General features: G+C 69.2%; 5 protein-coding genes, 1 tRNA gene and 1 rRNA gene. 6 read left to right on the top strand and 1 reads right to left on the bottom strand.

The genetic code is table 11. From position 1 onward, the window contains the following. Positions 1–153: 153 nt before the first annotated feature. The 3 genes from rrf (at position 154) to AC07DI_RS09790 (ending at position 1,208) form a co-directional block, all read left to right on the top strand. Positions 154–270: ribosomal RNA gene (gene rrf / locus AC07DI_RS09780) — 5S ribosomal RNA — on the top strand. 116 nt (positions 271–386) lie between these two features. After that, a complete protein-coding gene (locus AC07DI_RS09785; protein WP_384260951.1) occupies positions 387–1,049 on the top strand; it encodes a DegT/DnrJ/EryC1/StrS family aminotransferase in 663 nt (220 codons plus the stop codon). Positions 1,050–1,135: 86 nt separating this feature from the next. Continuing rightward, positions 1,136–1,208: transfer RNA gene (locus AC07DI_RS09790), tRNA-Thr, on the top strand. A gap of 92 nt (positions 1,209–1,300) precedes the next feature. On the opposite strand, the gene AC07DI_RS09795 is transcribed toward AC07DI_RS09790, so the two are convergent. After that, positions 1,301–3,922 carry a SpoIIE family protein phosphatase gene (locus AC07DI_RS09795; RefSeq protein WP_478903469.1) on the bottom strand — a complete coding sequence of 874 codons (2,622 nt, stop codon included), beginning with the start codon at positions 3,920–3,922 and terminating at the stop codon, positions 1,301–1,303. A 437-nt stretch (positions 3,923–4,359) separates the two neighbouring features. On the opposite strand from AC07DI_RS09795, the gene AC07DI_RS09800 reads away from it, so the two are divergent. The 3 genes from AC07DI_RS09800 to AC07DI_RS09810 all read left to right on the top strand — a co-directional run bounded on the left by AC07DI_RS09800 (position 4,360) and on the right by AC07DI_RS09810 (position 13,638). Continuing rightward, positions 4,360–9,771 carry a HAMP domain-containing protein gene (locus AC07DI_RS09800; protein WP_478903471.1) on the top strand — a complete coding sequence of 1,804 codons (5,412 nt, stop codon included), beginning with the start codon at positions 4,360–4,362 and terminating at the stop codon, positions 9,769–9,771. Between the two features lie 244 nt (positions 9,772–10,015). Continuing rightward, positions 10,016–10,699 (top strand): response regulator, encoded by a 684-nt coding sequence (locus tag AC07DI_RS09805; RefSeq protein WP_478903473.1) that lies wholly within the window; start codon positions 10,016–10,018, stop codon positions 10,697–10,699. 146 nt (positions 10,700–10,845) lie between these two features. Next, on the top strand, positions 10,846–13,638 hold the full coding sequence (locus AC07DI_RS09810) for a DNA translocase FtsK (protein WP_478903475.1): 2,793 nt from the start codon (positions 10,846–10,848) through the stop codon (positions 13,636–13,638). Positions 13,639–13,805 lie beyond the last annotated feature (167 nt).

The raw sequence follows: 13,805 nt of genomic DNA on the forward strand, positions 1-13,805 counted from the left end.
AGATCTGGAAGCCCGGTAACGGGTGGAGGTGACTGGTACTAATAGGCCGAGGGCTTGTCCTCAGTTGCTCGCGTCCACTGTGTTGGTTCTGAAACCACGAACAACCCCGTATGTCGGGCCACGACTGCGGTGCGGTTGACAGTTTCATAGTGTTTCGGTGGTCATAGCGTGAGGGAAACGCCCGGTTACATTCCGAACCCGGAAGCTAAGCCTCACAGCGCCGATGGTACTGCAGGGGGGACCCTGTGGGAGAGTAGGACGCCGCCGAACTAATCTTGATAAGAGCTGGTCCCTGAACTTCGGTTCAGGGACCAGCTCTTTTTTGTTTTCTGTTACTTGCCGTTCACGTTGCGCAGCCAACATCCGCAGACATGGGGACAGTTGCAATGTTGCGCGCCGCAGGTGTCGGGACCGGCGACGAGGTCGTCGTGTCGGCCTACGGGAACGCCGAGGTGGCCGAGGACGTGGTCCTCGCCGGAGCGGTGCCCGTCTTCGCTGACATAGATCCCGCCACGTACTGCCTCGACCCGGACGCCGTCAGCGCCGCGCTGACGCCGCGTACGGCCGCCGTCGTCGTCGTGCACCGCTTCGGCAACCAGGCCGATGTGCGGAGGCTGCGGGACATAGGGCAGCGGCAGGGGCTGCTCGTCCTGGAGCAGGGCGAGCCGGAGGCTGCGCACGACGGGCTCGCTCTTCGCCGGGCGCACGCGGCGTATCTCAACGGCCGTCTCAGCGGCGTCATGACGCCCGACGGCGGCGAGGGACACCGCTACCAGCAGTACGTCGTCCGGGTGCCCGGGAACGGGCGGCCCGACCGGGACGCCTTCGCGCGCGCCGTCCGCGCCAGGGGAGTCGAGTGCCGGGTGCCGGTGAAGACTCCCGTACACCGCATGCCGCGGTTCTGGCGGGACGTGCGGCTGCCGGAGACCGAACGGGCCGCGGACGAGACGCTGGCGCTGCCGGTGGACGCCTCGATGTCGCGGCGCGAGCTGCAGCGCGTCGTCTCCGCCTGCAACGCACTCGGCGGACTTCTCCAGCCGGCCTTCTGAGCCGCTGCGAAGGGCGGTTCGATGCGCCTTCGATTTCAGGTATGATCTATTCCGTTGCCGCGGGGAAAACCCCCGAAAGGCAGCAGGCCCCTATAGCTCAGTCGGTAGAGCGTCTCCATGGTAAGGAGAAGGTCAGCGGTTCGATTCCGCTTGGGGGCTCAAACAATGAAGGCCTCCGCCCGGTTGGGCGGAGGCCTTCCTTCGTTTCTTCGGGACCCTTCTTCGGGGCCCTTCTCCGGGCCCCGGAACGCTCAGTCCTTCTGCAGGCCCGGCACGCGCATCGCCAGAATCGCCATGTCGTCGGAGGGCGCGTCCGTCGCGAAACGCTCCACCGCGCGCATGATGCGCGCCGCCACCGCGCCGGCCGTGAGGCCCGTACACGTGGTGAGGACCTCCGCCAGGCCGTCGTCGCCGAGCATGCGGGTTCCTTCGCGGCGCTCGGTGACGCCGTCGGTCACACACAGCAGGACATCGCCGGGGTCGAGGGTCATCGTCTGCTCGTACAGTTCGAGGTCGTCCATCACGCCGAGCAGCGGCTGCGGCTCAGCGTACGGCTCGACCGTGCCGTCCTGGCGCAGCCGGAGCGGCAGCGGATGGCCGGCGCACACGACCTTCAGGACCGCCGAGCCGTCCTCCTGGGGCCACAACTCGCCATACAGGAGCGTCAGGAAGCGACTGCGGGCGCCCTCGTCGAGGATCGCGGCGTTGAGCCGTTCGAGGACCGCGGGGCCGCCGAAGCCCTCCCGGGCCAGCAGACGCAGCGCGTGCCGGGCGAGGCCCGTGACGGCCGCGGCCTCCGGGCCCGTACCGCAGACGTCGCCGATCGCGAAGCCGTACGCGCCGTCGCGGATCGGGAAGAGGTCGTAGAAGTCACCGCCGACCTCGTTGCCCTCGCCGGCCGCGCGGTAGATGACTTCGACCTCGACGCCCGGCACCTGCGGCAGGCCCGGCGGCAGCAGGCTGCGCTGCAGGGACTGGCTGATGGCCATGCGCTCGGAGTAGAGGCGGGCGTTGTCGAGGGCGAGGGCCGCCCGGCGGGAGAGATCTTCGGCCAATTCCAGGATCTCTTGGCGGAAGTGCTCGTCGGCGGGCTTACCGAGGGTGAGCATGCCGATGACGCGGTTGCGGGCGACCAGGGGCAGGACCACGGTCTCGCCGCCGACCGCGGAGGCGGTGGAGAGCGTCGTGCCGATGCCCGAGCCGAGGGGCGGGGTCTCGCCCAGGCCCAGGCTGCGCATGGAGGTGCGCAGGGCCGCCTGGTGCGCGGCCTCGGAGGGGGCCGCCCAGATCCGCGCACCCGGCGTCGGGACCGGGTCCGGCGGGGCGATCTTGGAGAGCAGGGCCTTGAGGCCGTCGATGCGCTCCTCGTCCTCGTGCAGGACGTACGAGAGATAGGGCTCGGCCGACTGGTCCGCGATCGTATAGACGGCGCACCAGGTGGCGAGGGTCGGGACCGTCATCTGGGCCATGAGAGCCAGGGTCTGGTCGCGGTCGAGGGTGCCCGCGAGGAGGTCGGAGGCCTCGACGAGGAAGGAGAGGGAGCCGCGGCGCAGCCGTTCGAGCTCGCCGAGGCGCGCGGACTCCACGGCCAGGGCGATGCGGTCGGCGGCGAACTGCAAACGCAGCGCCTCCTCGTTGGAGTACCGCCCCGAGGCCTCGGCGGCGACGCCCAGGGAGCCCGTCAGGCGGCCCTCGACCTTCAACGGGACCGTGACGACCGAGCGCATGCCCGTGCCGGCGAGCAGGGGGACCGCGCCCGGCACCACCGTCAGGTCCTCGTGCACGGCCGGCATGCGCGCCGAGCCGTAGCGGCCGGGGGCCGACTCGACCTGGACGCGGGCGAAGCGCTGGCGGGCCGACGGCAGGCCCGTGGAGGCGCGGACCTCGAGCTCCGTCTCGTCGTCGGTGGCGAGGAGCAGGAAGGCGGCGTCGCCGTCGAGCATGTCGCGGGCGCGTTCGACGGTGCGCTGGAGCAGACCGTCGAGGTCGTCCGGGGCGGGAGAGCCGATGAACACCTCGAAGGGGTCCGCGGCGTGCGGCTCGCTGCGGGCGCCCGGCTCGGGGGCGGCGCCGCGCAGCGGGGTCTGCAGCACAGCGCGCTCGTCGTCGCGTACGAGCAGGCAGACCGTGGAGGGTTCCCCGTCGGCGTCGCGGACGCGCAGGTGCGAGGCGTAGACGGGGATCACACAGCCGTTGGCGCCGCGGACGCCGTAGCTGCCTTCCCAGCGGGAGAGCCGGAGGGCCTCCGCGATGCCGGTGCTGGTACCGGGAGTGTGCGGCCAGGCCGCGAGGTCGCTGAGGGGCTTGCCCATGACCTGTTCGGCGACGTACCCGAAGAGTTCCTCGGCATCTTCGTTCCAGGCGGAGACGGCGCCCAGGCGGTCGATCTGGATGACGGCGACGCGGACTCTGCCGTCGGCGATGGGCAGCAGGTCGGCCGGCAGCGCGGGGCCCGCGGTGCGGGTGCCGACGGGGCGGTGGGGCAGGTCGAGCTGGAACCACACCTGCTTGTGGGTGGGGGAGTAGTCGACGCCCCAGCGGGTGGCGAGCGCCGCGCAGAGCTGGAGGCCGCGGCCGCCCTCGCGATCGGGGCTGCCCATGTTGACGGAGGACTGCTGGAGTGGGATCTCGCGTTCCGGATAGCGGTCGGAGACCTCGATGCGGACGGCGTCCTCGCTGCGCAGGCACTCGACGTCGGCGGCCGTGCCTGCGTGCACCACGGCGTTGGTCACCAGCTCGCTGGTGAGGACGACGGCGTCGTCGACGATGTCCGAGAATCCCCAGCCCTGCAGGGTGTCGCGTACGAAGGAGCGGGCCGTCGCGACGGAACGTCCGACGGGGTCGAAGGTCGCAGCCGCGCGCGCGGTGATCACAGCACTCCTCGTACCAGTATCGACAGTGTCGACTGTATCGACGCCCAGTTCTCCCGAACCCATGGTGACGGCCGCCCCTCCGATGCCCGCTTGTTCGTGTACCACCGCCCTGGCCGGGCAGGACCGGGGTGGTTGGACAGCCGGATGCAAGGTTACTTACCTTCGCCGTCCATGCTGATGCCGGTCGTCAGTGTTTCCGCCCGGAGGGTGTGCGGACGGTGTGCGAAGCTGCCGAACTGTTATGGCCTGGTTCGGCCATGGTGAAACACTGGGCAAGCTTCATGCAGCAGCTCAGAACAACCCGAGCAGTACCGGTCGACCCTTGCGGGAGGGACACAGTGGAGTCTGGCGCAGCGACGCGGGCCACTAAGACGCGCGCGAAAGACGGACAGTCCCTGAACAAACAGCGCAAACCGCGCAACGGGACGACGGCTTCAGTGGATGCGGCGGCTCTGAACAGGCTGCTCGCAGCCCTGGCAGCGATGCGGGACGGCAACTTCCGCAAGCGGCTCACGGTCTCCGGTGACGATGTGATGTCGGAGATCGCCGCCGTTTTCAATGAGGTGGCTGACCGGAATCTGCACCTCACCGGTGAGCTCTCGCGGGTGCGGCGCATGGTCGGACGTGAGGGAAAACTCACGGAACGACTGGAGACGGGAGCGAGCGAGGGCTCGTGGGCCGCGGCGATCGACGCGTCGAACGCGCTCGTCGACGATCTCGTGCGGCCGGTCTCCGAGGTCGGCCGGGTGCTCTCCGCGGTCGCGGAGGGTGACCTGGAGCAGCGCATGGAGCTGCGGGCGCAGGGGGACGACGGGACCGGTCATCCGCTGCGCGGGGAGTTCCTGAAGGTCGGGCGGACGGTCAACAACCTCGTCGACCAGCTCTCCACGTTCACGGACGAGGTCACGCGGGTGGCCAGCGAGGTCGGTACCGAGGGCAAGCTCGGCGGGCAGGCCAGGGTGCGCGGGATGTCGGGGTCGTGGAAGGACCTCACGGACTCCGTGAACACCATGGCGTACCGGCTGACCGCCCAGGTGCGGGACATCGCGCTGGTGACGACGGCGGTCGCCAAGGGTGACCTGTCGCGGAAGGTCACCGTCCATGTCGCGGGCGAGATGCTGGAGTTGAAGAACACCGTCAACACGATGGTGGACCAGCTCTCGTCGTTCTCCTCCGAAGTGACGCGGGTGGCCCGCGAGGTCGGTACGGAGGGTGAGCTCGGCGGGCAGGCGCAGGTGCCTGGAGTGGCGGGTGTGTGGAAGGACCTCACCGACTCGGTGAACCTGATGGCGGGCAACCTCACCGCGCAGGTGCGTGGGATCGCCCAGGTGACGACGGCGGTCGCCAACGGCGATCTGTCGCAGAAGGTGACGGTGAGCGCGCGCGGCGAGGTCGCCCAGCTCGCCGAGACGATCAACCAGATGACCGAGACGCTGCGGACGTTCGCGGACGAGGTCACGCGCGTGGCCAACGAGGTCGGCGCCGAGGGGCAGCTCGGTGGCCAGGCCAATGTGCCGGGCGCGGCGGGTACGTGGAAGGACCTGACGGACTCGGTCAACACCGTCTTCAGGAACCTCACCACGCAGGTGCGGGACATCGCGCAGGTGACGACGGCGGTCGCGAACGGTGACCTGTCGCAGAAGGTCACCGTCGATGTCGCGGGCGAGATGCTCGAACTGAAGAACACCACGAACACGATGGTCGACCAGCTCTCGGCCTTCGGCAGCGAAGTGACGCGCGTGGCGCGCGAGATCGGTGTCGAGGGTGAGCTCGGCGGCCAGGCGCAGGTGCAGGGCGCGGCCGGTACGTGGAAGGACCTCACGGACTCGGTCAACACCGCGTTCCGCAACCTCACGGGGCAGGTCCGCAACATCGCGCAGGTGACGACGGCGGTCGCCAACGGCGACCTGTCGCAGAAGGTCACCGTCGACGTCTCCGGCGAGATGCTCCAGCTGAAGAACACCGTGAACACGATGGTGGACCAGCTGTCGTCCTTCGCCGACCAGGTCACGCGGATGGCGCGTGACGTGGGTACGGAGGGCCGCCTCGGCGGGCAGGCCCGTGTGGACGGCGTGAGCGGTACGTGGAAGGACCTCACCGACTCCGTCAACTTCATGGCGGGCAACCTGACGTCGCAGGTGCGGCAGATCGCGCAGGTCACCACGGCGGTGGCGCGCGGTGATCTCTCGCAGAAGATCGAGGTCGACGCGCGGGGCGAGATCCTCGAACTGAAGAACACCATCAACACGATGGTCGACCAGCTCTCCGCCTTCGCCGACCAGGTGACCCGGGTGGCCCGCGAGGTGGGCACGGAGGGGCGCCTCGGGGGTCAGGCACAGGTGCCCGGCGTGGCCGGTGTGTGGCGCGATCTGACGGACTCCGTGAACGGCATGGCCGGGAACCTCACCGCGCAGGTCCGCAACATCGCGCAGGTGGCCACGGCGGTGGCCCGCGGTGACCTCTCGCAGAAGATCGACGTGGACGCGCGGGGCGAGATCCTCGAACTGAAGAACACGCTGAACACGATGGTCGACCAGCTCTCGGCCTTCGCGGAGCAGGTCACGCGGGTCTCCCGCGAGGTGGGCACGGACGGAATCCTGGGCGGCCAGGCCGAGGTCCAGGGCGTCTCCGGCACCTGGAAGGACCTCACGCAGTCCGTGAACGGCATGGCGAACAACCTCACCCTTCAGGTGCGGAACATCGCCGAGGTCACGACGGCCGTCGCCATGGGTGACCTCTCCAAGAAGATCACCGTCGACGCGAAGGGCGAGATCCTCGAACTCGTCACCACCGTCAACACGATGGTCGACCAGCTGTCGTCGTTCGCCGAGCAGGTGACGCGGGTGGCCCGTGAGGTGGGTACCGAGGGTCAGTTGGGCGGTCAGGCGCGCGTGCCGGGGGTCACCGGCATCTGGAAGGACCTGAGCGACAACGTCAACCTGATGGCCAACAACCTGACCAGCCAGGTGCGGAACATCTCCCAGGTCTCGGCGGCGGTCGCCAACGGCGACCTCACCAAGAAGGTCACGGTCGAGGCGCGCGGCGAGGTCGCGCAGCTCGCCGACACGGTCAACACCATGGTGACGACGCTGAGTTCGTTCGCCGACGAGGTGACGCGCGTGGCCCGCGAGGTGGGCACCGACGGCATCCTCGGCGGTCAGGCGCGCGTCCCTGGCGTATCCGGTACGTGGAAGGACCTCACCGAGTCCGTGAACTCGATGGCGTCGAACCTTACCGGTCAGGTCCGCAACATCGCGATGGTCACCACCGCGATCGCCAAGGGTGATCTGACCAAGAAGATCGACATCGACGCCCGGGGCGAGATCCTGGAGCTCAAGACCACCATCAACACGATGGTGGACCAGCTGTCGTCCTTCGCCGAGCAGGTCACCCGGGTCGCCCGCGAGGTGGGCACGGAGGGGCAGCTGGGCGGCCAGGCACGCGTCCGTGACGTCGACGGCACGTGGCGGGACCTCACCGAGTCCGTGAACGAGATGGCCGGAAACCTCACCCGACAGGTGCGCGCCATCGCCAAGGTCGCCACCGCGGTGACCCGCGGCGACCTGAACCTCAAGATCGAGGTCGACGCGGCCGGTGAGATCCAGGTGCTCCAGGACAACATCAACACCATGATCGCGAACCTGCGCGACACGACGCTTGCCAACAAGGAGCAGGACTGGCTCAAGGGCAACCTCGCGCGGATCTCCGGCCTGATGCAGGGCCGCCGCGACCTGGAGGACGTCGCCTCGCTGATCATGAGCGAGCTGACGCCGGTCGTCTCGGCGCAGCACGGCGCGTTCTTCCTCGCGATGCCCACGGACGACGGCCAGGATCTCGGGGGCGATCACGAGGACGCGTACGAACTGCGCATGCTCGGCAGCTACGGGTACTCCATGGGGTCCATGCCGACGTCCTTCCGGCCCGGCGAGACGCTGATCGGGACGGCGGCCAAGGAGCGGCGCACGATCCTCGTGGAGAACGCGCCCTCCGGCTATCTGCGGATCGCGTCGGGCCTCGGTGAGGCGCCGCCGGCGCAGGTCATCGTGTTGCCGGTGCTCTTCGAGGGGACCGTCCTCGGCGTGATCGAGCTGGCCGCGTTCCAGCCGTTCACGCAGATCCAGAAGGACTTCCTCAGTCAGATCGCCGAGATGATCGCGACGAGCGTCAACACGATCAGCGTCAATACGAAGACCGAGGTGCTGCTCAAGCAGTCGCAGGAGCTGACGGAGCAACTGCGCGAGCGCTCGGCCGAGTTGGAGAACCGGCAGAAGGCGCTGCAGGACTCCAACGCGGAGCTGGAGGAGAAGGCCGAGCTGCTCGCCCAGCAGAACCGCGACATCGAGGTCAAGAACACCGAGATCGAGGAGGCCAGGCAGGTCCTGGAGGAGCGGGCGGAGCAGCTCGCGGTCTCGATGCGCTACAAGTCCGAGTTCCTCGCGAACATGTCGCACGAGCTGCGCACGCCGCTCAACTCCCTGCTGATCCTCGCCAAGTTGCTCGCCGACAACGCCGACGCGAACCTCACCCCGAAGCAGGTGGAGTTCGCCGAGACGATCCACGGCGCGGGTTCGGACCTGCTGCAGCTGATCAACGACATCCTCGACCTGTCGAAGGTCGAGGCGGGCAAGATGGACGTCTCGCCGACGCGCATCGCACTGGTCCAACTCGTCGACTACGTAGAGGCCACTTTCCGCCCGCTGACCGCGGAGAAGGGGCTCGATTTCTCCGTACGGGTCTCTCCCGAGCTGCCCGCGACGCTGCACACGGACGAACAGCGCCTGCTGCAGGTGCTGCGCAACCTGCTCTCCAACGCGGTCAAGTTCACCGACTCCGGAGCGGTCGAGCTGGTCATCCGGCACGCCAGCAACGACGTGCCCAACGCGATCCGCGAACAGCTCCTGGAGGCGGGCTCGCTGCGCGACGCGGACGCCGACCTGATCGCCTTCTCGGTGACGGACACCGGCATCGGCATCGCGGCCAGCAAGATGAGGGTCATCTTCGAGGCGTTCAAGCAGGCCGACGGCACGACGAGCAGGAAGTACGGCGGCACCGGCCTCGGCCTCTCCATCAGCCGGGAGATCGCGCGGCTGCTCGGCGGCGAGATCCACGCGCAGAGCGAGCCGGGGCGCGGCTCCACCTTCACGCTCTATTTGCCGCTGCACCCGAGCGAACTGCCGCCCCAGGGCTACACGCAGCTGGCGCCCGCGCCCCAGCCGCGCGAACTGCCCGCTCTGGAGGAGATGCCCGCGCCCGAGGACGCGGGGCAGCCGGAGGCGGCCCCGGCGCGTCACGACGCGGCCTCGGGGCCCGCGGCCCTCTTCCGCAGGCGGCGCCGTCCCGCGCCCGCGCAGGAGCCGACGGCCCTGCCGGGGCAGTCGGCCCCGGGTCCGCAGGCTCCCGAGCAGCGGCCCGAGGAGCAGTGGCCGGCCGCGGGGCAGGAGACGCCGGCCGCGGCGCGGCCCGGTTTCCACTTCGGCGGCGAGAAGGTCCTGATCGTCGACGACGACATCCGCAACGTCTTCGCGCTCACCAGCGTCCTGGAGCAGCACGGTCTTGCGGTGCTGTACGCGGAGAACGGCAGGGAAGGCATCGAGGTGCTGGAGCAGCACGATGATGTGACGGTCGTTCTGATGGACATCATGATGCCCGAGATGGACGGGTACGCGACGACGACGGCGATCCGTAGGATGCCGCAGTTCGCCGGGCTCCCGATCATCGCGCTCACCGCGAAGGCGATGAAGGGTGACCGGGAGAAGGCGATCGACTCCGGAGCTTCTGACTACGTCACGAAGCCGGTCGACCCCGATCATCTGTTGTCGGTGATGGAGCAGTGGATGCGCGCTCAGTGACCGAGAACAGGCTTCGTCACACGCAGTTGCTGACAGAGTGTGGCCGGAGTCGTGTAGAACGGCGGTATTGGGGGAACCTTCTGGTCTCCCACCGCGTTTCTGCTACGTGCACAGTGACATCGCGGTGACAGGGTGTGGCGACAGGCGGGGTGCGGCTACGATGACCGGCACAAGGACGGGCGGCGCAAGGGAGTCGTCCTCTGGGGCGGCGCCCGGTGTTTCGCCGGGGCGAGGAGGGCGGGCCATGGTGCAGAAGGCCAAGATCCTCCTGGTCGATGACCGGCCGGAGAATCTGCTGGCGCTGGAGGCCATCCTCTCTGCGCTCGATCAGACACTGGTGCGGGCATCGTCCGGGGAGGAAGCGCTCAAAGCACTACTCACGGACGACTTCGCGGTCATTCTGCTGGACGTCCAGATGCCGGGGATGGACGGCTTCGAGACCGCGGCGCACATCAAGCGGCGGGAGCGGACCCGGGACATCCCGATCATCTTCCTCACCGCCATCAACCACGGGCCGCACCACACCTTCCGCGGCTATGCCGCGGGCGCGGTGGACTACATCTCCAAGCCGTTCGACCCGTGGGTGCTGCGCGCGAAGGTCTCGGTGTTCGTCGAGCTGTACATGAAGAACTGCCAACTTCGGGAGCAGGCGGCGCTGCTGCGGCTCCAGCTCGAAGGCGGCGGCAAGGCCGCGGCCGGCGACACGAAGGAGCCCGCGGGACTCCTCGCCGAGCTGTCGGCGCGGCTCGCGGCGGTCGAGGAGCAGGCCGAGGCGCTGTCCAAACAGCTGGACGACGAGTCGGCGGACGCCGCGGCGGTCGCCACGGCCGCCCATCTCGAACGCAAACTCACCGGTCTGCGCCGGGCCCTTGACGCCTTGGGGCCGGGCGCCGGCAGCGGCGCCCCCTCGGTCCCCTCGCAGAACTGACGCGGCACGAGGCCTCGCTGAAGGGGTCTCGTGGCGCGTGCGCGCGGTGAACCCCCGTCAGTTCTGCGCCACCGCAAGGGCGACACCAACGGGTGAAGCAGTGGGCACACGTGTCCGCGGTGGTCGACACCGGTAACCTCACACCCATGGCCTCACGTCAGTCCGCAGCCAAGAAGACGCCCGCGAAGAAGGCGGCCGCGCCGACGAAGGCCCCGGCGAAGAAGGCCGTCGCCAAACCGCCCGCGAAGAAGGCCGCGGCGAAGAAGGCGCCCGCGAAGAAGGCACCGGCCAAGAAGGTCGCGGCGAAGAAGCCCGCGCCCGCACCGGCGCCCAGCGCCACCGGGGGCGTGTACCGGATCGTGCGCGCCGTCTGGCTGGGCATCGCGCACGGCGTCGGCGCGATGTTCCGCGGCATAGGGCGCGGCGCCAGGGGACTCGACCCGGCACACCGCAAGGACGGCCTCGCGCTCCTCCTGCTCGGCATCGCCCTGATCGTCGCCGCGGGCACCTGGTCGAACCTGCGCGGCCCGGTCGGTGACCTCGTCGAGATCCTGGTGACCGGCGCGTTCGGCCGCCTCGACCTGCTGGTGCCGCTGCTGCTCGGCGCCGTCGCCGTACGCCTCATCCGCCACCCGGAGAAGCCCGAGGCGAACGGCCGCATCGTGATCGGCCTCTCCGCCCTGGTCATCGGCGTCCTCGGCCAGGTCCACATCGCGTGCGGCTCGCCCGCACGCAGCTCCGGCATGCAGGCGATAAGGGACGCGGGTGGACTGATCGGCTGGGGTTCCGCCACCCCGCTGATCTTCACCATGGGCGAGATCCTCGCGGTACCGCTCCTGGTGCTCCTCACCCTCTTCGGGCTGCTCGTCGTCACGGCGACACCCGTCAACGCCATCCCGCAGCGGCTGCGGCTGCTCGGCACCAGACTCGGCCTGCTCCAGCCGGAGCCCGAGGCCGACCTGTTCATGGACGACGAGGAGCGCTACGAGGAGCAGTGGCGCGAGGCGCTGCCGCCGCGCCCCGTGCGCCGGCGCACCGCCGCCCCCGACGCGTACGGCGCGGACCAGGCGGAGGAAGAGGCGCTCACCAAGCGCCGCAGGCCCCGCAGGACCCCCGTACAGCCGGACATGGACCGGCCGATGGACGCCGTGGACGTGGCGGCCGCCGCGGCCGCCGCCCTGGACGGCGCCGTGCTGCACGGCATGCCACCCTCGCCGCTGGTCGCCGATCTGACGCAGGGCGTCTCCGGGGAGCGCGGGCAGCGTGCGGAGTCCGGGCAGCCGGAGCAGGCGGAGCACACGGCGCCTGTGCCGCCCGCACGCGCCACGGACGCCCCGGTGCCCGGCAAGCTCAGGAAGAAGCCGCAGGAGCCCGCTCAGGGCGCCGTGCAGGACCTCACCAAGCCCGCCCCCGAGCCCGCGCGCGAACTGCCGCCGCGCGCCGAGCAGCTGCAGCTCGCCGGGGACATCACCTACGCGCTGCCCTCGCTGGACCTCCTGACGCGCGGCGGTCCCGGCAAGTCGCGCAGCGCCGCCAACGACGCGGTCGTGGACTCGCTGACGAACGTGTTCACCGAGTTCAAGGTCGACGCCGCCGTCACCGGCTTCACCCGCGGCCCGACGGTCACGCGCTACGAGATCGAGCTCGGCCCCGCCGTGAAGGTCGAGAAGATCACGGCGCTGGCCAAGAACATCGCGTACGCGGTGGCCTCCCCGGACGTCCGGATCATCTCGCCCATCCCCGGCAAGTCCGCGGTCGGCATCGAGATCCCGAACACCGACCGCGAGATGGTCAACGTCGGCGACGTGCTGCGCCTCGCGGACGCGGCCGAGGACGACCACCCCATGCTCGTCGCGCTCGGCAAGGACGTCGAGGGCGGCTACGTCATGGCCAACATGGCGAAGATGCCGCACATCCTGGTCGCCGGCGCCACCGGCTCCGGCAAGTCGTCGTGCATCAACTGCCTGATCACTTCGATCATGATAAGAGCGACGCCCGAGGACGTCCGGATGGTCCTCGTCGACCCCAAGCGCGTCGAGCTCACCGCGTACGAGGGCATCCCGCACCTGATCACGCCGATCATCACCAACCCCAAGAAGGCCGCGGAGGCGCTCCAGTGGGTCGTACGGGAAATGGACCTGCGCTACGACGACCTCGCCGCCTTCGGCTACCGGCACATCGACGACTTCAACCAGGCGGTCCGCGAGGGCAAGCTCAAGACGCCCGAGGGCAGTGAGCGGGAGCTCAGCCCGTATCCGTACCTGCTGGTGATCGTCGACGAGCTCGCGGACCTGATGATGGTGGCGCCCCGCGACGTCGAGGACTCGATCGTGCGCATCACCCAGCTCGCCCGCGCGGCCGGCATCCACCTGGTGCTCGCCACCCAGCGCCCCTCCGTGGACGTCGTGACCGGACTGATCAAGGCGAACGTCCCCTCCAGGCTCGCCTTCGCCACCTCCTCGCTCGCCGACAGCCGCGTCATCCTCGACCAGCCCGGCGCGGAGAAGCTCATCGGAAAGGGCGACGGCCTGTTCCTGCCGATGGGCGCGAACAAGCCCACCCGTATGCAGGGTGCCTTCGTCACCGAGGACGAGATCCACGCGGTGGTCCAGCACTGCAAGGACCAGATGGCGCCGGTCTTCCGGGACGACGTCACCGTGGGCACCAAGCAGAAGAAGGAGATCGACGAGGACATCGGCGATGACCTGGATCTGCTGTGCCAGGCCGCTGAGCTGGTGGTATCCACCCAGTTCGGGTCCACGTCCATGCTGCAGCGCAAGCTGCGCGTCGGCTTCGCCAAGGCCGGCCGGCTGATGGACCTGATGGAGTCGCGCTCCATCGTCGGGCCGAGCGAAGGCTCAAAGGCACGTGACGTTCTTGTGAAACCTGATGAGCTGGACGGCGTGCTCGCCGTGATCCGCGGGGAGGCTCACCCATAAGGCCGGGCGAGGCTCACCCGTAAGGGGTCGGCAGGCAACCGTTTCCCTTCGGAGCACGTCAAGTTGAGGGGAAGAAGAGCACGATGTCCCACCATCAGGATGTCCGGCCATTCTGATGGCGTACAAAGTCCGTCCGCCCGGTTGCCCCACCCTTTCAAGACCCCCCT

The organism is Streptomyces sp. NPDC044106 (assembly GCF_056433985.1).